Source organism: Bradyrhizobium sp. 62B (genome assembly GCF_030272265.2).
Taxonomy (GTDB): Bacteria; Pseudomonadota; Alphaproteobacteria; order Rhizobiales; family Xanthobacteraceae; genus Bradyrhizobium.
This window is the reverse complement of sequence record NZ_CP092841.2, coordinates 7,135,253-7,156,088: the sequence shown is the minus strand read 5'-3', so window position 1 is coordinate 7,156,088 and position 20,836 is coordinate 7,135,253. Positions and strand designations below refer to the sequence as shown.

At 64.0% G+C, this 20,836-nt stretch carries 15 protein-coding genes; 10 read left to right on the top strand and 5 right to left on the bottom strand.

Going from position 1 to position 20,836, the window contains the following annotated elements; all coding sequences use genetic code 11:
• Nucleotides 1-11: 11 nt before the first annotated feature.
• The 7 genes from urtC to ML401_RS34300 all read left to right on the top strand — a co-directional run bounded on the left by urtC (nucleotide 12) and on the right by ML401_RS34300 (nucleotide 9,022).
• Nucleotides 12-1,154, top strand: a complete 1,143-nt coding sequence (gene urtC / locus ML401_RS34330; protein ID WP_194404994.1) for an urea ABC transporter permease subunit UrtC — start codon at nucleotides 12-14, stop codon at nucleotides 1,152-1,154.
• A gap of 64 nt (nucleotides 1,155-1,218) precedes the next feature.
• Nucleotides 1,219-1,974: an urea ABC transporter ATP-binding protein UrtD gene (urtD, locus tag ML401_RS34325; RefSeq protein WP_194404993.1), complete on the top strand. Its 756-nt coding sequence runs from the start codon at nucleotides 1,219-1,221 to the stop codon at nucleotides 1,972-1,974.
• Nucleotides 1,975-2,197: 223 nt separating this feature from the next.
• On the top strand, nucleotides 2,198-2,887 hold the full coding sequence (gene urtE, locus ML401_RS34320; protein ID WP_028133834.1) for an urea ABC transporter ATP-binding subunit UrtE: 690 nt from the start codon (nucleotides 2,198-2,200) through the stop codon (nucleotides 2,885-2,887).
• A 28-nt stretch (nucleotides 2,888-2,915) separates the two neighbouring features.
• Nucleotides 2,916-4,145, top strand: a complete 1,230-nt coding sequence (gene fmdA / locus ML401_RS34315) for a formamidase (protein ID WP_211415449.1) — start codon at nucleotides 2,916-2,918, stop codon at nucleotides 4,143-4,145.
• A gap of 93 nt (nucleotides 4,146-4,238) precedes the next feature.
• Entirely contained in the window at nucleotides 4,239-4,616 is a 378-nt protein-coding gene (locus tag ML401_RS34310) for a zinc ribbon domain-containing protein (protein WP_194404992.1), read from the top strand.
• Nucleotides 4,617-4,654: 38 nt separating this feature from the next.
• Nucleotides 4,655-5,695, top strand: a complete 1,041-nt coding sequence (locus ML401_RS34305) for an aliphatic amidase (protein WP_194404991.1) — start codon at nucleotides 4,655-4,657, stop codon at nucleotides 5,693-5,695.
• 189 nt (nucleotides 5,696-5,884) lie between these two features.
• The gene (locus ML401_RS34300) at nucleotides 5,885-9,022 is read left to right on the top strand and encodes an autotransporter domain-containing protein (protein WP_376717330.1); all 3,138 of its coding nucleotides are present in this window, start codon (nucleotides 5,885-5,887) and stop codon (nucleotides 9,020-9,022) included.
• 4 nt (nucleotides 9,023-9,026) lie between these two features.
• On the opposite strand, the gene ML401_RS34295 is transcribed toward ML401_RS34300, so the two are convergent.
• Nucleotides 9,027-9,857: an MlaD family protein gene (locus tag ML401_RS34295; RefSeq protein ID WP_285808620.1), complete on the bottom strand. Its 831-nt coding sequence runs from the start codon at nucleotides 9,855-9,857 to the stop codon at nucleotides 9,027-9,029.
• A gap of 153 nt (nucleotides 9,858-10,010) precedes the next feature.
• Nucleotides 10,011-12,230, bottom strand: coding sequence for an acetate--CoA ligase family protein (locus ML401_RS34290; RefSeq protein WP_285808618.1), 2,220 nt, complete (start codon nucleotides 12,228-12,230; stop codon nucleotides 10,011-10,013).
• A gap of 216 nt (nucleotides 12,231-12,446) precedes the next feature.
• Between ML401_RS34290 and ML401_RS34285 the strand changes: the two genes are divergently transcribed.
• Nucleotides 12,447-14,090 carry a glycosyltransferase gene (locus tag ML401_RS34285; RefSeq protein ID WP_285808616.1) on the top strand — a complete coding sequence of 548 codons (1,644 nt, stop codon included), beginning with the start codon at nucleotides 12,447-12,449 and terminating at the stop codon, nucleotides 14,088-14,090.
• An 11-nt stretch (nucleotides 14,091-14,101) separates the two neighbouring features.
• Here ML401_RS34285 and ML401_RS34280 read toward each other — a convergent pair whose 3' ends face one another.
• The 3 genes from ML401_RS34280 to ML401_RS34270 all read right to left on the bottom strand — a co-directional run bounded on the left by ML401_RS34280 (nucleotide 14,102) and on the right by ML401_RS34270 (nucleotide 18,245).
• Nucleotides 14,102-15,094 carry a glycosyltransferase gene (locus tag ML401_RS34280; RefSeq protein ID WP_285808615.1) on the bottom strand — a complete coding sequence of 331 codons (993 nt, stop codon included), beginning with the start codon at nucleotides 15,092-15,094 and terminating at the stop codon, nucleotides 14,102-14,104.
• A gap of 140 nt (nucleotides 15,095-15,234) precedes the next feature.
• Nucleotides 15,235-15,804, bottom strand: coding sequence for a class GN sortase (locus ML401_RS34275; protein WP_285808612.1), 570 nt, complete (start codon nucleotides 15,802-15,804; stop codon nucleotides 15,235-15,237).
• Between the two features lie 179 nt (nucleotides 15,805-15,983).
• Entirely contained in the window at nucleotides 15,984-18,245 is a 2,262-nt protein-coding gene (locus ML401_RS34270; protein ID WP_285808610.1) for a marine proteobacterial sortase target protein, read from the bottom strand.
• 187 nt (nucleotides 18,246-18,432) lie between these two features.
• Between ML401_RS34270 and ML401_RS34265 the strand changes: the two genes are divergently transcribed.
• Nucleotides 18,433-19,203: a helix-turn-helix transcriptional regulator gene (locus ML401_RS34265; RefSeq protein ID WP_285812781.1), complete on the top strand. Its 771-nt coding sequence runs from the start codon at nucleotides 18,433-18,435 to the stop codon at nucleotides 19,201-19,203.
• A gap of 52 nt (nucleotides 19,204-19,255) precedes the next feature.
• On the top strand, nucleotides 19,256-20,767 hold the full coding sequence (locus ML401_RS34260; RefSeq protein WP_285808608.1) for a glycosyltransferase family 2 protein: 1,512 nt from the start codon (nucleotides 19,256-19,258) through the stop codon (nucleotides 20,765-20,767).
• Nucleotides 20,768-20,836 lie beyond the last annotated feature (69 nt).

Below are 20,836 nucleotides of genomic sequence, written 5' to 3'. Positions count from 1 at the left end.
GCAGGCAAGCCATGGTCATTAACTCACGCTTCTTCAATCGATCCGAACTCATGGGCTTCATTGCGCTCGCCGCCGTGCTGTTCGTGATCCTGCCGCTGACGCTCGACGTCTTCCGCCTCAATCTGGTCGCGAAGTACCTGACCTACGCCTTTGTCGCACTCGGCCTCGTGCTGTGCTGGGGCTATGGCGGCATCTTGAGCCTGGGGCAGGGCGTGTTCTTCGGCTTGGGCGGCTATTGCATGGCGATGTTCCTCAAGCTCGAGGCATCGAGTGTCGAGAACACCAAGATCCAGTCGACACCCGGCATCCCCGATTTCATGGACTGGAATCAGATCACGTCACTGCCGCTGTTCTGGCAGCCGTTTCACAGCCTGACCTTCACCATCCTCGCCATCATCCTGGTCCCCGGCCTGTTCGCCCTGATCATCGGCACCGCGATGTTCAAGCGCCGTGTTGGCGGCACCTATTTCGCGATCATCACCCAGGCGGTGGCCGCCATCCTCACCATCCTGATCGTCGGTCAACAGGGCTATACCGGCGGCATCAACGGCATGACCGATCTGCGCACGCTGAAGGGTTGGGACATCCGGCCCGACCACGCCAAGATCATCCTGTACTTCGTCGAGGTGGTGCTGCTGTTCGCCTGCATCGGCATCGCGCAGTTCATCCGGCTGACCAAGCTCGGCCGCATCCTGGTGGCGATGCGCGAACAGGAGGACCGTGTCCGCTTCTCCGGCTACAGCGTCGCCAACTTCAAGATCTTTGCCTTCTGCATGGCCTCGGTCTTCGCCGCGATCGGCGGTGCCATGTTCGCACTCAATGTCGGTTTCATGTCGCCGTCCTTTGTCGGCATCGTGCCGTCGATCGAGATGGTGATCTACACCGCGGTCGGCGGGCGGATGTCGATCTTCGGCGCGATATGGGGGGCCATCCTGGTGAATTTCGCCAAGACCAGCCTGTCCGAATCCTTCCCGCAACTCTGGCTGTTCGGCCTCGGAGCGCTGTTCATCGCGGTCGTGCTCGCCTTCCCGAACGGTCTGTCCGGGCTCTGGGCCGACTACGTGCAGCCGCGCATCGATCGGCTGTTCGCCTCGCGGAAGGCGAAGCCGGGCTGGAACGACAATTCGGTCGCCGACGGCGCGCCGGCAGAGTGAGGAGGACATCGTGCTTATCGGTCATCACGATGTCGATGCCACGCCGGCAGTGAGGAGATAGATCATGCTCATCGGTCATCAGCCCAAGGAATTTCTGCTCGCGGTCTCCGGACTCACCGTTTCGTTTGACGGGTTCAAGGCGGTCAACGACCTCTCCTTCTACGTCGAAGAGAACGAGATCCGCGTCATCATCGGTCCCAACGGCGCCGGCAAGACCACCGTGCTCGACCTGATCTGCGGCAAGACCAAGGCGACCTCAGGCTCGATTCAATTTCGTGGCAAGGAGCTCACGAAGATGAGGGAGAACGAGATCGTGCAGACCGGCGTCGGGCGCAAGTTTCAGACGCCGTCGGTGTTCGAGGATCTCACCGTGTTCGAGAACCTCGAGATCTCGTTTCCGCGCGGGCGCACCGTGTTCGGCTCGCTGACTTTCCAGCGCGACCAGCCGGTGAAGGACCGGGTCGAGGAGGTCGCCGAGATGATTTTCCTCAAGGACAAGCTCAACACCTATGCCGACGAGCTCAGCCATGGCCAGAAACAGTGGCTCGAGATCGGCATGCTGCTGATCCAGGATCCGGACCTGCTGATGCTCGACGAGCCCGTCGCCGGCATGAGCGTGTCCGAGCGCGCCAAGACCGCCGAATTGCTCAACCGCATCATCAAGAACCGCTCGGTGCTGGTGATCGAGCACGACATGAAGTTCGTCGAGGACATCGCGCACAAGGTGACCGTGCTGCACCAGGGCCAGATCCTCTCCGAGGGGACCATGGAGAAGGTGAAGAACGATCCCAAGGTCGTTGAAGTCTACCTGGGGCACTGAGACATGACGTCGAGCGAGCCTGTTGCGGCAACGCCGGTGCACCTCTCCCCTTATGGGATAGGTCGGATCGCGCAGGCGATCCGGGTGAGGGGTATCTCTCCGCGGGAGAAACTGCTCCTCGCATTCGCGGATGCAGACCCCTCATCCGTCGCGGACTTCGTCCGCGCCACCTTCTCCCACAAGGGGAGAAGGAAGAAAATATATCGAGCCTAGGAGCGCATTGATGCTGGCAATTTCCGATCTGCACGTCGCCTACGGCCAGAGCGAGGTGCTGCACGGGCTCAACGTCAAGGTCGCGCCGAACGAGATCGTCGCGATCATGGGCCGCAACGGCATGGGCAAGACCACGCTGATGAAGTCGTTGATGGGCATCCTGCCCGCCAAAAGCGGCTCGGTGACCATGGACGGCGCCGAGCTCGGCAGCCTCAAGAGCTTTGAGCGCGTCGCCAAGGGCCTCGCCTACGTCCCGCAGGGCCGCATGATCTTCTCCACCATGACGGTGAAGGAGAACATCGAAACCGGCCTCGTCGTCTCCGGTGGCTCCGAGGTGCCGGGCGACATCTACGAATTGTTCCCGGTGCTGCTTGAAATGAAAGGCCGTCGCGGCGGCAACCTTTCCGGCGGCCAGCAGCAGCAGCTCGCCATCGCACGTGCGCTCGCGACCAAGCCGAAGGTTTTGCTGCTGGATGAGCCGACCGAAGGCATCCAGCCGTCGATCATCAAGGAGATGGCGCGCACCCTGAAGCGCATCCGTGACGAGAAGGGGCTCTCGATCGTCGTGTCCGAACAGGTGCTGAGCTTCGCGCTCGACATCGCCGACCGTGTGCTGGTGATCGAGAACGGCGAGATCGTGCGTGACGATCCGCGCGACGCCGTCGATGCCGCGCAGGTCTCGAAATATCTGTCCGTCTAACCAACCGTAGTCAAAGGGGAGCATCTCGATGCCAGAGACATTGATCAAGGTCGATCTCACCAAGTCGGCCTATGAAAACGACATGGTGCATAACCGCTGGCACCCCGACATCCCGATCGTTGCGTGGGTCAATCCCGGCGACGATTTCATCATCGAGACCTATGATTGGACCGGCGGCTTCATCAAGAACAACGATTCCGCCGACGACGTGCGCGATATCGACCTGTCGATCGTCCACTTCCTGTCCGGTCCGATCGGCGTCAAAGGCGCCGAGCCCGGCGACCTGCTGGTGGTCGATCTGCTCGACGTCGGTCCGCTCAAGGAGAGCCTCTGGGGCTTCAACGGCTTCTTCTCCAAGCAGAACGGCGGCGGCTTCCTCACCGACCATTTCCCGCTGGCGCAGAAGTCGATCTGGGACATCAAGGGCCTCTACACCTCGTCCCGCCACGTGCCCGGCGTGAACTTCGCGGGTCTCATCCATCCCGGACTGATCGGCTGTCTGCCCGATCCCAAGATGCTGGAGACCTGGAACACGCGCGAAGCCGAATTGATCTCGACCAACCCGACCCGCGTGCCTGGGCTCGCCAACCCGCCGTTCGCGCCGACTGCCCATGGCGGCCGCGCCAAGGGCGACGTCAAGGCCAAGATCGGCGCCGAAGGCGCGCGCACCGTGCCGCCACGCGAGCATGGCGGCAATTGCGACATCAAGGATCTCTCGCGCGGCTCGAAGATCTACTTCCCGGTCTATGTGCCCGGCGCCGGTCTGTCGATGGGCGATCTTCACTTCAGTCAGGGCGACGGCGAGATCACCTTCTGCGGCGCCATCGAGATGGCCGGCTGGCTGCACCTGAAGGTCGAGGTGATCAAGGACGGTATGTCGAAATACGGTATCAAGAACCCGATCTTCAAGCCGTCGCCGATCACGCCGAACTACAAGGACTATCTGATCTTCGAAGGCATCTCGGTCGACGAGGCCGGCAAGCAGCACTATCTCGACGTCCACATCGCCTACCGTCAGGCCTGCCTCAACGCGATCGAGTATCTGAAGAAGTTCGGCTATTCCGGCGCCCAGGCCTATTCGATCCTCGGCACCGCGCCGTGCCAGGGCCACATCTCCGGCGTGGTCGACGTGCCCAACGCCTGCGCCACGCTATGGCTGCCGACGGAAATCTTCGACTTCGACGTGATGCCGTCGGCGGCCGGGCCGATCAAGCACATCACCGGCGACATCCAGATGCCGATCTCGCCGGACAAATGACGCCTGTGCTCCCTCTCCCCGTTCTTGCGGGGAGAGGATTGAGGTGAAGGGCTGTCTCCGCACACGCGGTCGCTAAATGCCTAGGAATCAACCATGCCGGTCTACGAATATCTCTGTGACGATTGCGGTCCGTTCAAGGACCTCCGCCCGATGGCCGAATGCGACGATCCGCAAAGCTGCCCGCATTGCGAGACCATGGCGCCGCGGGTGATCCTGACCGCGCCGAATTTCTTCTGCATGCCGGCGGACAGGCGCAAGGCCCACGCCGTCAACGAGCGCAGCTCGCATGCGCCGCAGACCCTGGCGCAATACAAGGCCTCGCACGGCCCTGGCTGTGGCTGTTGCTCCTCGGGAAAGACAGTCAAGGACAAGGGCTCGGCGGACAGCAAGAAACCGGCACGGCTGGTGACCAAGACCAAGAGCGGCGCCAAGGGCTTTCCGACCGCGCGGCCCTGGATGATCAGCCACTAGCGAAGACCTCAAACAGACAAGAGACAGGAGCGCTCAAAATGCTTCACGGCGACATTTCCAGCAGCAACGATACGGTCGGCGTCGCGGTCGTCAATTACAAGATGCCCCGCTTGCACACCAAGGCAGAGGTGCTCGACAACGCCCGCAAGATCGCAGACATGCTGGTGGGCATGAAGGTCGGTCTACCCGGCATGGATCTGGTGATCTTCCCGGAATATTCCACGCAGGGCATCATGTACGACTCCAAGGAGATGTACGAGACGGCGTGCTCGGTGCCAGGTGAAGAGACGGCCATCTTCGCCGAGGCTTGCCGCAAGGCGAAAGTGTGGGGCGTGTTCTCGCTGACCGGCGAGCGCCATGAGGAGCATCCGCACAAGGCCCCCTACAACACCCTGATCCTGATGAACGACAAGGGCGAGATCGTGCAGAAGTACCGCAAGATCATGCCATGGGTGCCGATCGAAGGCTGGTATCCCGGCAATTGCACCTATGTGTCCGAAGGCCCGAAAGGTCTCAAGGTCAGCCTGATCATCTGCGACGACGGCAATTATCCGGAGATCTGGCGTGACTGCGCCATGAAGGGCGCGGAATTGATCGTGCGCTGCCAGGGCTACATGTATCCGGCCAAGGAGCAGCAGGTGATGATCTCCAAGGCGATGGCATGGGCCAACAACGTCTATGTCGCGGTTGCCAACGCCGCCGGCTTCGACGGTGTCTATTCCTATTTCGGCCACTCCGCGATCATCGGCTTCGATGGCCGCACGCTCGGCGAGTGCGGCGAGGAGGATTACGGCATCCAATACGCGCAGCTGTCGAAACATCTGATCCGCGACGCGCGCCGCAACGGCCAGTCGCAGAACCATCTCTACAAGCTGGTCCACCGCGGCTACACCGGCATGATCAATTCCGGCGACAGCCCGCGTGGAGTTGCGGCATGCCCGTATGATTTCTACAAGAACTGGATCAAGGATCCAGAAGGCACGCGGGACATGGTCGAGGCGATGACCCGCGCGACGCCGGGGACTGCGGAATGCCCGATCGACGGCATCCCGAATGAAGCGGCGGCCACCAATTACTGAGCCATTGCGACCCGGCTTCATGCGCCAAATGGGAATTTGGCCCTGAAAACCGTGTCCCGGTTGCAACATGACCGCCGGATTCTGCCTCGGTTGTGGGTCAAACGGACGCATTCCGATGGCGCCGTAGTTCTACGGAGCCTTCTCATGGCCTAAGTTCCCGCGGAACTGGCGGGGAAGCGAGAGCGTAACGTGAGGGGCGAGGGGCTATCGAGGCGGCAGGATCGACTGCGCCGGCGCGGTGCCGCGTTGCTCGTCGGCGCATCTGCGTTCGTTTTGGGGTTCAGCCTGTGCGCATCGCCGGCGAAAGCGACTTGCACACCAGATCCGGCCACGAGCGGCCAGACCGTTACCTGTAGCGGCACCGATACCGACGGCTTTCAGGCCGGGGCCGGTGTCGATGCTCTCAATGTCAACGTGCTCTCAGGCGCAGCGGTGAACGACAACGGCGCGGTCTCGATCGGCGTCAACGATTCCAGCACCGTCACCAACAACGGCACCGTGTCGGCAGGCTCGGGCCTCACCGGCATTGCCGTTGGAAATTCCAACACCGTGATCAACAACAGCACCATCACAGTGCTCGACAACGGACTCGGCATCCAGGCGATCGATCACAACGTCATCACCAATGCCGGAACGATCACGACGGGCGACAGCGGCGCCGCGATCTCGGTCGGTGACAGCAACACCGTCACCAACGGCGGTGCGCTGTCGGTCGGCGGGTCAGGTGTGGGCGTCTTCGCCGGCCAGAACAACACGATCACCAACTCTGCGACCGGCACGATCACGGGCGGCGACGGTGCAAGCGGCATCTTTGCGTTCGGCAGTGCAATCATCACCAATGCCGGCGCGATCACGGTCGGCGATTCCGCCGGATTCTCCGGCGGCATTCTGGCGATCAGTGACAACAACACGATCACCAATACGGCCACCGGCACGATCACGGTCGGGCAGAACGCCGCCGGCATCTTCCTGCAAGGCGACTTCCAGACTGTCAGCAATCTCGGCACGATCACGGCCGGAGATTTTGGCGTCGGCATCGCCGTGCTGGGCGACGACTCGAAAGTCACCAACGGCGGCACGATCACGGTCGGGGGCAGCGGGACGGCCGGCATTTCGTTGCAGGGTGACCGGGCCACGATCAGCCAAAGCGGCGCGATCAATGTCGGGCTGGGCGGGGTGGCCATCGCCTATACCGGCTCGTCCTCAACGATAACCAACAGCGGGCAGATCACGGGCGCCGACTTTGTCGAAGGCATCTTCGTTGTCGGCGATTCCAACATCGTCACCAACACGGGCAAGATCACCGTCGGCGACACCGGCGTCGGCATCGACGTCAGCTCGTTCAGCACGACCAACCAGATCGTCAACACCGGCACCATCACCGTCGGCGCCAACGGCACGGGTATCATGCTGAGTGGCGGCGGTAGCGTCTTCAACTCCGGCACCATCGATGCCGGCGCGTCCGGTGCCATCGCGATCGATTTCTGCGGATGCGGCAGCAACACGCTCACCCTCGGCCCCGGCAGCGTCATCAACGGCCAGGTTCTGGCATCCGGAACCGACACCTTCCAGCTCGGCGGCACCGGCAAGGATACGTTCAATCTCGACCTGATCGGTGTTGGCCTCCAGTACGACGGGTTCTCGACCTTCAACAAGGTCGACAGCTCGACCTGGACCGTGACAGGCACCGGCAATCAGGATTGGAACGTGCTCGGCGGCACGCTGATGCTCGCCGGCACCATCAACGGCACCGTGTCCGTCGCCACCGGCGGTACCTTCGGTGGCGTCGGCACGGTCAGCACGATCACCGTGAATGGCGGCACACTGGCGCCAGGCAATCCGACCGGGACGCTCACCGTGTCCGGCGACCTCTCGTTCACGAGCGCGTCGAGCTACATGGTGCAGGTCTCGGGCGCGAGCAACGGCCTTGCGGTCGTGACCGGAACGGCGACGCTTGGCGGCGCTACCGTCGTCGTGGTTCCGACCGGCTCGATCGCGAAGCACTACACGATCCTCAGCGCGGGGACGCTGCCCGATACGTTCAATCCCGTGGTCGTGGGGCTATCGCCGAACCTGCATGCGACGCTGAGCTATGGCCTCAACAATGTCGACCTTGATCTCGCGCTCGGCTATGGCGGCGGCCTCAACATCAATCAACAGAACGTCGCCAATGTGCTGACGAACTATTTCAACAGCGGCGGCAGCCTTCCCGTGGCGCTCGCCAATCTCTCGCCGGCCGGCCTCACACAGGCTTCCGGCGAATCGGGCACCGGCTCGCAGCAGACGACCTTCAACGCGATGAACCTGTTCATCAGTCTGCTGACGGACGTGTTCGGCACGGGGCGCGGCGGTGCACCCGGCGCGACTCCGTATGCGGACGACGCAAGCGCGAATGCCTATGCCGCAACTGGCAGGAACGCTCGCGACAAGACCACGCGCGATGCCTTCGCTTCGATCTACCGCAAAGCACCGGTTGCGACGTTCGAGCAGCGCTGGGACGTGTGGGCGGCCGGCTATGGCGGGTCGCAGGCCACCGACGGCAACGCCGGCCTCGGCTCCAACACCACCAGCAGCAGCGTCTATGGCACCGCCGTCGGCCTCGATTACCGCTTCTCGCCGTCGACGATCGCCGGGTTTGCGCTTGCGGGCGGCGGCACCGGCTTCAACGTCAACGGGCTCGGCTGGGGCCGCTCCGACCTGTTCCAGGCCGGCGCCTTCGTTCGTCACACGGCGGGGCCTGCCTATGTCACGGCCGCGCTGGCCTACGGCTGGCAGGACGTCACGACAAACCGCATCGTCACCGCTGCCGGCGTCGATCAGTTGCGTGCGCAGTTCAACGCCAACGCGCTGTCGGGCCGTATCGAGGGCGGCTATCGCCATGCCTCGCAGTGGATCGGCCTCACGCCCTATGCGGCGGTCCAGGCCACCATGTTCAGCCTTCCGAGCTACTCGGAGTTCGCTGTGGTCGGCAGCAATGTCTTCGCGCTGAACTATGCCGCCAAGGACGTGACCAGCACCCGCACCGAGCTCGGCCTGCGCGCGGACAAGTCATTCGCCGCAGCCGGCGGCCTGATGACCCTGCGCGGCCGCGTCGCCTGGGCGCATGACTACAATCCGGAGCGCAGCGTCGGCGCGGTCTTCCAAACGTTGCCGGGATCGGCATTCGTCGTGAACGGTGCCGCCCAGGCGCGCGATTCCGCGCTGACCACGGCGGCGGTGCAGATGAACTGGATGAACGGCTGGTCTGCGTCGGCGACCTTCGAGGGCGAGTTCTCGAAGGTCTCCCGCTCCTACGCCGGCAAGGGCGTCGTCCGCTACGCTTGGTAGGGATCTATCGCTTCGGCTGCGGAGGCTTGCGCGGTGGGCGCGGGGCCGCGGCGGGCGTCGATATCCCGCTCATCTTGTTGGCGGCTTCGCTGACGTCGAGCAGCGAGCGGCGGATGTCCTCGAGATAGCCGGCCGACTTCTTCTTCATGGTGTTGGCAAGCTCGTGCAGTCCCTTGATCTTCTCGAACAGCTCGTCGGCCTTGCCGTCGACGAAGCCGGGCACCACGCCCTCGATCTTCGTGACCGCCTTGTCGAAGCCCGCGAAGGCGCTGTCGACCTTGGCCATGACGGAATCGATATCGCTGCCCTTGCTGCGGAGATCGGCGGTGTAATCTTCGAACGTGCGCAGGCCTTCCTTGATGGCGGGAGCATTGCTGACGATCGTGCGGTCGACGCTATGGAGCGTCTCGACGATGGATTCTGCGTCGCTGAGATCGGCGGTCAGGACGGGGACGCCGTCCGAGTCCAGCGGCACCGGTGGCGCGGAGGGAGCGCCTCCGATCAGGGAGATCGCGGCGACGCCGGTGAGGCCCTGGAACTCGATGCCAGCAACGGTGTCCTTGCGGATCGGCGCGGTGTTGTCGAGCATCACGAGGGCCACGATCCTGCGCGGGCTATCCAGCTTGATCGACAGGATCTGGCCCGCCGGGACACCGTCGAAATTGACCGGCCCGCCGCGGCGCAGGCCGCTGGCGGACCCGCCCTCGAACACCACGCGCAGCTGGCTGCGGCTCTGGATGGTGCGCCATTTCTGCACGCCGAGCACGCCGCCGAACGCCACGGCGATCACCGCCAGCGTCGCCGTTCCGATCACCAGATTGCTCGCACGTGCCATACGGGGAGGTTTTACGGCCAAAGCAGGGAAGTTGGAAGGAGGCCGCGATGTTACGTAGGGCGGGTTAGCGAAGCGTAACCCGCCGTCCTCGCCTCTAGCCGTGCAAGCTGGCGGATTACGCTGGCGCTAATCCGCCCTACGGGCCACGGCGCCTCAATGTCCCGCCGCGCGCTTTGCCGCAGCATTGTTCAGCACGATCAGGGCATCGACGGCGACGCCCGTCTTGGCGTTGATCAGGAACGGGTTGATGTCGATCGAGGCGATCCGGTCTCCGGCATCCGCGATCAAATTGGACAAGCCGACCAGCGCCTTCACCGCGGAGGCTTCGTGCAGGGCCAGCTTGCCGCGATAGCCGCGCATCTTGATACCTGCCTTGGTCCGGCCGATCAGGAGCCGGGCCTCGGCCTCGTCCAAGGGCGCGCCGGCGAGCGCAACGTCCTTCATCAGCTCGATGTCGATGCCGCCGGTGCCGAACAGCACGACAGGCCCCATCTCGGCATCCAGCGAGGCGCCGACCACGAGCTCGAGCTCGGCCTTGACCTGCTGCGCGATCAGGATGCCGTCGAGCCTGGGTTTGCCCTTCAGCTTCGCGACCCGTGCCGTGATGTCCGCGAACGCCTTCTTCACCTCGGTCGGGCTGTTCAGGTTCAACACCACGCCGCCGATGTCCGATTTGTGCAGGATCTCCGCGCTGACGACTTTTGCTACGACCGGAAAGCCGATCTGCTTGGCGATCTTCACCGCCTCCGCCGCCGTCTGAGCGATCGCCTCCTTGGAGATCGGGATGCCATAGGCCTTCAGGAGCTTCTTCGAGGCGACCTCGTCGAGCGCAGCGCCGCTCGCCGATTTGAGCGCCTTCTCCAGCACGGCGCGCGCGGCAGGCTTCGAGCTCGAGACGATATCGGGCACCTCCTTGCGCAGCTTGGCGTAGTCGAGCAGCGACTTGATCGCGGTCACCGCCCGGTCCATGCCCTGCATCGCCGCGAGATGCGGCAGCGATTTGCGCAAGGTTTTGGTGAACTCGGTGAAGCCGATGGACATCGCGCTGATGTAGATCACCGGCTTGCCGCCCTCGCGCGCCATCTCGTCGACGATGCGCAAATTGCGTTCGCGCAGCTCATGCGGCGCCTTGGGCAGCTCGGCATCGACGATGACGATGTCGATATCGGGGTCGTCGATCATCAGCTTGATCGACTTCATGTAAACGGAGGGATCGACCACCGCGGCAAAGCCGGCATCGAGCGGATTGCCGACGATCGAGCCCGGTCCGAGCATTTTGGCCAGTTCGGAGCCGACATGCGGGCTGAGCGGCGCGAAGTTCAGGCCTTCCTTGTAGAAGGCATCGAGCAGCATTCCGCGCTTGCCGCCCGACAGCGTAACGGCGGCGAGGCGGTTGCCTTTGGGCACCGCCGCGTGAACGAAGCATTCGGTGGTCTCGATCAGCTCGTCGAGCCCGCCGACCCGGATCACCCCTTCGCGCGTCGCAACGGCGTCGAACGTCTCGATCGAGCCCGCGAGCGCGCCGGTGTGCGCCATCGCCGCAGCACGGCCGCCCTCGGAGGCGCCGAGCTTGAGCGCGATCACGGGCTTGCTCGCGGCGCGCGCCGCCTTGCAGGCATCGCGGAACGCCTTGGTGTTGCGAACGCCCTCAAGGTAGACAACGATCACCTTGATGCTCGGATCCTCGGCGAAATAGCGCATCAGGTCCGGCGTCTCGAGTCCGGCCTCGTTGCCGGTCGTTACCATATAGCCGACACCGACACCCCGATCTTCCAGCGCCTGGCGGATCGCCATGACGATCGCGCCGGACTGCCCGGCGATGGCCACCGCGCCCTGTTCCATGGTCACGACACGGTCGTCGATATTGGTGAAGAGCTTCTCGCCGGCGCTGAGATTGCCGAGGCAATTCGGGCCCGTGACCGCAAGTCCTGTCTCGCGCACCGCCGCCTGCAATTCGGCGGCGAGCTTCTGGCTGTCCTCGTCCTGCAACTCGCTGAAGCCGGAGGTGACGATGGTCGCCGACCGCGCGCCGGCCGCTGCGGCGTCGCGGATCACCTGCACGGCAAAGCGCGCCGGCACCAGCACCAGAACGTGATCGGGCTTTTCAGGGAGGCTCGCAAAGTCCTTGAAGCAGGGGACCCCCCAGATGGTTTCGCGCTTGGCGTTGACCGGATAGAGGCCGCCCTCGTAGCCGTACTTGACCAGGTTATTCCAGATGCGTTCGGCGTAATTGCCGGGCTTGTCGGTTGCGCCCACCAGCACGATGTTGAGCGGGTGCAGCATGGCGTGGATGCCCTTGACGATGTCTCCGGCGTCGGGCGATGGAGACCATGGGCGTTGTGACACCGATGCAGCCGGCACTTGAGCTTCCATGCGCGTTCCTCGCCTCTTGTTCTTGTTGCAATGCGCTGTCGTGCGCCGGTCTGGTGCCTCATCGCGACGGGCTCCATGCCGCGAGGCGGAATGGCAAGCCTTGACGACAAGACTTGTCGATGAGGCTAGCATCACGAGACTTTTGGCGAAAGTGCGAACGACCAGGCAAGATGCTACGCAATCGTAGCGCTCATTCTCTCATTGGTGATCATGCCGATGCTGTCCATCGTGATACCGACGCTCGATCGTCCCGACACGCTTCGCCACGCGCTCGCGACCATGGCGTGCCAGCCTGCGCAAGCAGATTGCGAGTTCATCGTTCAGAACAATGGCGGCAACCCCGCTATCGCGAAGATGGTTGCAGACCTCCAGGACGAGCGCTTCAAATATTTTGCCAGCGACACCGTGCTAACCATGACCGACAATTGGGAGGCGGCGCTCGGCCGTGCCTCGGGCGAGTACATCACCTTCCTCGGCGATGACGACGGGCTGATGCCCTATGCCTGTGCCACGGCATCGGACATGCTCTCCAGCCGACAGATCGATCTCCTGAGCTGGAGCGCCTACAGCTACTACTGGCCGGGCTATTACCACCCGGCGTTCCGCAACCGGTTGCTGGCCGAGATCGACCTGACCTCGTCGGTAAAGCGCGTCTCGTCGCGCGCCGAGCTGGCGCGCGTCTTCGGCTTCCAGGCGCACTATGCGCATCTGCCGATGATCTACAATTCCTTCGTCCGCCGCAGCGTCATCGATCGGATGCGTGCACTCGGAGGCCGCTACTTCATCGGCCTTTCGCCGGATGTGGCGTCCGGCATCGCCAACGCTGCGCTGACGGACAGCTTCGTCCGGCTGTCGCGGCCGCTGAGCATGGCCGGATTTTCGCAGCACAGCACCGGCCACGCGCTGTTCTTCGAGACCACCGACCTGCTCGAAACGCCGCGCGGGGCGCGCGATTTCGGACCCGTTGACGGCGATCCGGAGCTCCCCGATCTCAACGCGCTCCAGCTCTTCATCGCCAGGGACATGCTCGTCCTCAAACGTCTGCTGCTGGCGGATGACGACGACGTGCGGCTCGACTTCAAGGCGCTGGCACAGGCGCTCGCGACCGACATCAATAGCCGCCCGCCCTTGTATGACAGGACCGTGCGGACCATCGGCGAACTCGCCCGCACGCACGGGTTCGACGTCGCTGACATCGTCATCCCCGCCCGCCTTGCGGATCGGCCGCCACCACCCGGCCAGCGTGTCCGCGTCACCGGACAGAACCATGTGGTTTACGAGCTGGACGGTTCCGTGCTCGGGCTCAATTCGATCGCGGATGCCGTGCGCGTGATCGCGCAATTCGTTCCGGATCAGGAGCCGTTCGATCCGGCTGCGCTGGAGCCCCCGGTGTCCGCGCCCGTCCTCGGCGCCGAGCAGCTCGAATTCGCGCGTGGTGGTGCGGGTGTCGCGGCGTTGATCGAGGGGTGGAGCGAGCCGGAGCAATGGGGCACCTGGTCCGTCGCCAGGAATTGCGTGCTCCGCTTCGCCGTCCACCCCATTCCGTCACGACCGGTCGCGCTCGTGCTGGCGTGCCGGGCGTTCGTCTCCGACGGAAATCCACAACTGCACGCGGTTTGCCGCGTCGGCAACGGCGTGCAGCAGCAATTGACGTTTTCGAAAGAGGCCTTCGCGGGCCAGCGCAGGTTGATGCTCGATCCCGCCGCGATTGCGGCCGACGGGACGCTGACCATCAGCCTGTCGCTCTCCGATCCCCGCTCGCCCGCCGATCTCGGATTGAGTTCCGACGCGCGGCCGCTCGGCATCGGCCTCGAGCGGATCTGGCTCGACGACGATGTCGGTGCGTCAGGAGGGCGCTGATCGCCGCGGGCTCAGTACCTCAGCAGGCTCAGCTTGTGGGCGTAGTGGAAGGCGAGCTGCCGCGTGAGATAGGGTGCGATGGCGCGGCGGATCTGCATCTGTGTCGGATCGAAGCCGAGAACGCGCCGCCGCAAGATGCCCATCTCCCGGACGCCGATCGCATAGGTTGATGCCGTCTTCTGGGCGTCATGGATTCGGAAGCAGGCGAGAAATCGCGGCAGCCGCACGAACTTGAATCCCGCGGCCTGTGCCCGCAGGATGAAGTCCCAATCCATCGCATAGTGGAAGCTCTCATCGAGCGGCCCGATCCTGTCCCACACGCGCCTGCGCCAGAACATCGTCTCCTGCGGGATGTAGTCGGCATATTGCAGCGCGCGTCCGTCATGGGGCGGCAGCACGGCGCGGCCGACCTCGAGCCCCTCGCGATCGACGAAGACGCGATGGCCGTAGACGACGTCGACATGCGGGTGCGACGTGAAATAATTGGCGACATAGGCGAGCGTCCCGGGCAGCAGCATGTCGTCGCTGTTGAGATAAGCCATGATCTCGCTGTCGACGCCGGCGAAGCCGAGATTGATGGCGTTCGACTGCCCGTTGTCAGGTTCGCTCTTCCAGCTGATGCTCGCGCCGCAACGCTTCAGGAGATCCGTCGTGCCGTCGATCGAGGCGCCGTCCTGAACGTGATAATACAGGTTCGGGTAGTTCTGACCGACGATGCTCTCGATCGTGGCGCCGAGATATTGCGCTTGGTTGTAGCTCGGCGTGACCATCGCGATCCGCGGTGCATTCTCGGGAATCGAGGGTGCTGGCGGAAAAGATGTCAGATTGAGCAGGCGCGGCGGATATTGCTCGAAGGTCCAGATCGGCGGCCGCCGCCACAGGCTCCGGAGCGAGGACCGTCTCTGCCCGGCGGCGATGAGATCCTGATTCCTTTCCAGGAGCGCGACGCGATTTTCGAGCTGCTCCAATCGCTGTTCGAGGCGCTGCCTGAACTCGTCGTCCATTATCGCTCTTTCAGAAATCGCAACGTACAAAATCAATGGGCCAATCTTACAGCGCTCCGGGCGGTGGCGCCAGAAGTCCGGGCCTGTCCGGCGTGATTTGGGAGGTTCGATCGACCCTGGACGGCCCCGATTGCGAACGGCTATTCACCCGTTTCGATCAAGGTGGCATGCAGGACATAGCGCTCCGGGCCGGATGTGACGGCGTCGAACGGCCAGCAGGTTGCAAGCGCGAGCTCTCTACTCTGCGTTGAAGGATCGATGCCCGGCGCGTCGGAACGGACAACGTCCGCATGATCCGCCCGGTAGCGGTACTGCTTGCCATCGCGGCGGGTGATCTCAATGACGTCTCCGATGGCAACGTTCCGCAAGAAGCGGAAATGTGTGTCACGATGTGCGGCGTATACGGCAACTCCGCGTTCTCCGGCGTCAGCCGTTTGGGGGATATGGCCTGGTCCGAAAGCAAGTGCCTGGCCGCTGACACCTTCCAGCACGATTGCGCTGGCGCCGATCCGCTTCACCTCGATCCGGGCCACCGGCCAGGTGTCGGCCCATGACCACGGCTTGATCATTTCGCCGGTCGCAAGGCTTCTGTCGAAGGCGCGCTCCAGCAGCACTTGCGCGAGCCACGCCTTGGCATGGATGTAGACCCCGTCACCGAACAGGATGAGGCCGATCAGGGCGAGAACCAGAGGAGATAGCAGGCGGGGCATTGTGTTTCCCTTCCGTCATTGCGAGCGACGCGAAGCAATCCGGGCTGTCTCCTGAGCGGCAGCCTGGATTGCTTCGTCGCTTCGCTCCTCGCAATGACGTTGAGAAAAAGGCGCGCGCGGCCGTTGGGTACGGGACGGGCGACCGCGCGCGCTAACAGAGGAGTCGGGGTGCTCCTCTCTCAAGCGGCGTTGGTGAGCAAGAGCCGACGCCGGTTGAACACGAACAGCAACAAGGCGATCACGATCAGGACGAAGCCTCCGATCATCTTCAGCTCGGCCGAGGTTGCCGTCTTGGGCAGGCGGATCGCATCGGGCGCTGCAGGCGTCGCGCGCCGCGTGGCCGGTTGTGTGCTCGCATCCGCGTGGCGTTCACGTAGCTGCGGCGCGATCTGCGGCCGTTCGCCAAACACCTTCTCGAAATCCCAGCCGGCCGGCAGGTTGATCGGCAATTCGCTGAGCTTGAGCGACGCGCCTTCGGGGCGGCTCGGCGTCTTGTCGACGGCGACAAGGCTGGTCAGGCGCGTGACGATCTGATGGTCGAGCGCCAGCATCAGGATCGCCTTGTCGGCCGCCTCAGGCGCGAGCTCCCGCATGGCGCGTGCCACTTCGGCGTCACCGATCTTGCGCTTGGCCCAGAGTTTCGACAGGCCCTTGCCTTCGGCGGCATTCTGCAGCGGCAGCGTCACCGACCACGGACGGTCGCCGACGCGTCCCCTGATCTCGAGCGAGCCTGCGAGCTTGTCGAGCCTAGCCGCCAGCACCAGCGGCTCGTCGCGATAGACGTCGGGGATGATAGCCGGGGTAACGTCGGCCGTGGCCTCGGAGAATTTTGCGGTGAGGCCGGTCACGGCCGGGTTTTCGAGCTTGGCGAACAAGCCGCGCATGCGCTCCTCGACCTCCTCGACGGAACCGATATGGGTGAAGGCCCCACGGCCGAGCTCGGCGGCGCGGGTCATCAGATAGGTGTTGGGCGCCGACCCGATGCCGACCATGAAGACACGCGAGCGGCCGCGCATCGCCGTGATCGTTTCGAACAATTGCTGCTCGTTGCCGATTGCGCCGTCGGTCAGGAATACGACCTGCCGGACCATGCCGGTGTCGCCGAGCTTGTCGGCCAGCGCGGCGCGCATCGCCGGCACCATCTCGGTGCCGCCGCGCGCCTGCAAAGCGCTCACGAACGAGGTCGCCTCGCCGACATGCGCAGCATCCGCCGGCACGGACGCGGGAAACAGCATGTCCATGGTGTCGTCGAAACGGATGACGTTGAAGCGATCGGCTGGCTGAAGACGGGAGAGCGCGTAAGTGAGGCTCGCCTTGGCCTGGACGATCGACGTGCCGCCCATCGACCCCGAATTGTCGATCACGAACACGACCTCACGCGGCAGCGGCTTTTGCGTCGTCTGCTCGGCGCGGGGCGGGGTGACGAAGGCAAGCAGATAATCGGCATCGCCGACATGTTCGCGGAACAAGCCGACCGACGGCGCCTTCTCGGCGGCAGGCTTCCAGGTCAGCTCGAAGTCGCGGTCGGCTGGGACGACGCCGTCGGCGAGCGTGACGACGCGCGTCTTGCTGTCCGGGCTCTCGATCGTGACCTTATGGTGGTGGCTCGTGACCTCGCCAAGCGCAAAACCGGCCTTCAGGCGCACCGTGATGCTGGTCGGATTGACCGGCGCAGACTTGGCGGGGTCCAGCACAGGCGGCGAGATGCGGTCACGGTCTGCGACCGGGTCCGACGTCGCCGCGCCCCAACCCGACCCGTCCTTGCGGAAGTCGACGCTCTGGACGATCGGCGCCGGATTGTAGCGGGGTCCGACCACCAGCGGCAGGCGGAGCGAATATTCGTTGCCGGATTGATGGACAGGCTCCTGATACTCGATCTGCACCAGCACGGTTTCGCCGGGGCCGATATTGGCAACCGAATTGGTGAAGATGTTCGGCCGTTCCTGCTCGGTGAGGGCGGCCCTCTGACCGGCGCGGCGCGCCTCTTCGTAGATCACGCGTGCCTGCTGCCGCTCCTTGATGTCTCCCACGATGACGCGATCGCCGACCACCATCTTCAGCGTATCGACGGCGCCGCCGGTCGCGAGCGGGTAGACATAGGTTGCCTCGACCCAATCCTGGGTCGGGTTACGAAAAACCTGAGTGATCCGGGCGCGCAAGGTCGGGCCGGAAACGGTGATGTCGACGTCGATGCCGAGGCGGATCGCCTCGGTGTAAGCGCCGTCGTCCTTCAGGAGCAGGCTTCCGGACCTGGCCGCGCCGGGCTGGAGCAGGCTGGCCTGCTCGGTCGTTGCCGACCAGCTCGTCCCGAAGCTGACGAGCAGCGCTACGAACGCCATCAGCATCACCGCGATGCCCTGCGCGAGAAGAAACAATCCGAGCTTGATCAGCCCCTTCAACAGGGGGTGCTCTTCGTTGTCGGCTGCGTCGTAGGTGTCCATTGACCTGCTCCCAAAAGGACGTTTGCTGGCTCCGAGCATTCGCCGGGAGGGGCCGATGTCGCGAGCAGAATGATCGGCAATGTTCCGCCACGCCCGGCCGGGTGCGCCGTGCCCGAGGGGGCCATGTGCGGTTTTGTGCTGGTTTGTCCGGCCTGCTAGAATGGCTGTGCTGGAAGCGGGGCCCACGATGCAGATGCAGGACAAACTGACCGACAGGCAGCTTTCGGACGAGCAGAGCCGCGAGATCGCCGAGACCATTCGCGAGGAACTCGCCAGGCGCCGGATCTCCCGGCAGACGCTGGCCGAGCAGGCCAAGCTCAGCCTGTCGACGCTGGAGAAGGTGCTCGGCGGGCGGCGGCCTTTCACGCTGGCGACGACGGTCCGGCTGGAGCAGGCGCTGGGCGTCTCCTTGCGCAAAAATCCCGTCGTGCTGGCGCCTCAGCCCGCCAGCGATGTCGCTCCCGACAGTCTCGGCTCCTACGCGCATCGCGCCGTGACCTGGCTCGAGGACGTCTACATCACGTTGCGGCCGTCCTTCGGCGACAAGGATGCGATTTTCGCCTACCGCACCGAGATCGTCTGGGAGCCGAAGGTCTCGTCACTGGTCTTCCGCGAGGGCGATCGGACCGATGCCGCTTACGAGCATACCGGTGAGGTCGCCGTTCCCCATCAGTCCGGATTCATCTACCTCGTCATCATCAAGCACGGCCAGCATCGCGTGATCACGGTGTCTCGGCCGACGGTCGCCGGCGAGATGTACGGAATCATCTCGACGCTGCGTGCAGGCCCTGGTTCGCAGCTCACACCGATCGCGGCGCCGATCGCCTACGTGCCCCTCAGGAACATCCCCCAGCCGTCCCTGGGGCGGGTTGCGCCCGATGATGACAATCATGCCTTGTATCGAAAGCATCTGCGCCGCACGGTTGATGAATCCTTTGCGCTGTTTTTGACGCTATAGTCCGCGAGAAATAGTCCTGCTGCGGCTTCGCATGTGTCTATAAGGATCTGCCATGCAGGACGCGCCCGCGCGAAACGACGGCGGAACTCCGCTGTTCTCCATCATCATCCCGCTCGAATATCACCGCGGGCAATGGGAGCAGTCCTGGCTCGGCTGGACCTCGCAGACCGCGGACAAATCGCTCTACGAGATCATCCTGGTCGTGCCGCCGGATTTCAAGACGCGAGAGGAGTTGGAGGCGCTGGCCGCCGACAAGGCCCGTATCGAGTTCACCGAGTCCGAACATGACATCGGGCTGTGCGCATTCGGCGCCACCAAAGCCCGCGGCCGCCATCTGTTCTTCACCGAATCGCACTGCTGGCCAGAGCCCAACGTGATCGAGCTGTGCATCCGCGCCATCGAGGCTCATCCCGACTGGGCCGGCTTTTCCTGCCATTCGGTCCCGATCTGCCACAACCGGTTGTCGGTGGCAGAGGCTGCGATGTACCAGGCCGACATCGAGTTCGGCATGAAGCAGCATCCCTGGCGCAAAGTGCTCGATCAGTGCTTCGTGACGCGGCGTGACGTCTATTGGGAATGCGGCGGCCTGCGCGAGGAGCTCGGCCACTTCGCCGAATGGGTGCTGGCTGCGGCGTATCACGCGCGAGGCTATGCCATTGGTTATCTGGAAGAAGCGCGCTTCCATCATTATTACATCGGCGAGATCGGCGAGCTGAAGACGTTCACGCTCGATTTCGTGCAGGGCGAGATCCGCTATCTCGGCGAGGCACGCCGCGATCCCGGCAGCGAGCTGCTCGACGTGCCGGTCGAGTGGAGCGAGCGGGACAAACGCGATGCTTCGCTCGCCCGCCACGCATTGAATGCGCTCTTGCGTTACAGCCTTGCGGGCCGAGGCTGGAAGCGGCCCGATGAGAAGCTGCGCGCCTTCCGTCGCTGGGTGGCGCCGGCGCTGCTCGGCGATCTTCCCGCGCGCGTCTCCGCGCGGCTGGCGGCATTAGGAGCGCGCGCCGTGCTGTCCCTCTTGACGATCGTCGGGGCGAGCAACGCGATCGAGCGATGGCTGAGGCGGTACATCGCCTCGCTGATCCGGCTTCAGAGGCTCGACTGCATTCATCGCCTCAGACAGGTTCCCATTCCCACTGCCGGCCCGCTTGGCGAACATGTCATTGCACAAGTGGGATTCCACGAGATGGAGGTGTCGGCTGGTCGCACCTTCCGTTGGAGCGAGCCGCAGGCTGCCCTTCGCATCAGCGGACGTCCCGGCCGCAACACGGTCTGCATTCGAAGTCCCGCTCTCCGTGCCTCGCTGGAGAGGATCGGCGCGTATTTCTATCTCGATGGCGCGCGCGTCGACCCGGCCGCGATCGTGATCGGTCGTGACAGCTACACGCTGGAGCTCGATCTGCCGTCATCCGGCACGGCGATCCTTGCATGGATATGCCCGCCATTCAGTGGCAGTGGCGATGCACGTCATCTCGGTCTGGCCGTGATGTCGATCGACTTGGAACGGAAGCGCGAGCCGGGCGATGCAAATCCCTTTCCGGCGGCCGTCGCGACGGGATGAAGGATTTGTCGGTCCGCAGGCAAGAAGAATGGCGGCCTCGCAGCCGCCATTCGGTATCTTGCGGCGCGG

Bases quoted from the DNA above. Each gene is read 5' to 3' on its own strand.
- ML401_RS34295 (WP_285808620.1), bottom strand. From the start codon at position 9,857: ATGGCACGTGCGAGCAATCTGGTGATCGGAACGGCGACGCTGGCGGTG.
- urtD (WP_194404993.1), top strand. From the start codon at position 1,219: ATGCTCATCGGTCATCAGCCCAAGGAATTTCTGCTCGCGGTCTCCGGA.
- ML401_RS34270 (WP_285808610.1), bottom strand. From the start codon at position 18,245: ATGGACACCTACGACGCAGCCGACAACGAAGAGCACCCCCTGTTGAAG.
- ML401_RS34265 (WP_285812781.1), top strand. From the start codon at position 18,433: ATGCAGATGCAGGACAAACTGACCGACAGGCAGCTTTCGGACGAGCAG.
- fmdA (WP_211415449.1), top strand. From the start codon at position 2,916: ATGCCAGAGACATTGATCAAGGTCGATCTCACCAAGTCGGCCTATGAA.
- ML401_RS34285 (WP_285808616.1), top strand. From the start codon at position 12,447: ATGCTGTCCATCGTGATACCGACGCTCGATCGTCCCGACACGCTTCGC.
- ML401_RS34260 (WP_285808608.1), top strand. From the start codon at position 19,256: ATGCAGGACGCGCCCGCGCGAAACGACGGCGGAACTCCGCTGTTCTCC.
- urtE (WP_028133834.1), top strand. From the start codon at position 2,198: ATGCTGGCAATTTCCGATCTGCACGTCGCCTACGGCCAGAGCGAGGTG.
- ML401_RS34290 (WP_285808618.1), bottom strand. From the start codon at position 12,230: ATGGAAGCTCAAGTGCCGGCTGCATCGGTGTCACAACGCCCATGGTCT.
- ML401_RS34305 (WP_194404991.1), top strand. From the start codon at position 4,655: ATGCTTCACGGCGACATTTCCAGCAGCAACGATACGGTCGGCGTCGCG.
- ML401_RS34310 (WP_194404992.1), top strand. From the start codon at position 4,239: ATGCCGGTCTACGAATATCTCTGTGACGATTGCGGTCCGTTCAAGGAC.
- ML401_RS34275 (WP_285808612.1), bottom strand. From the start codon at position 15,804: ATGCCCCGCCTGCTATCTCCTCTGGTTCTCGCCCTGATCGGCCTCATC.
- urtC (WP_194404994.1), top strand. From the start codon at position 12: ATGGTCATTAACTCACGCTTCTTCAATCGATCCGAACTCATGGGCTTC.
- ML401_RS34280 (WP_285808615.1), bottom strand. From the start codon at position 15,094: ATGGACGACGAGTTCAGGCAGCGCCTCGAACAGCGATTGGAGCAGCTC.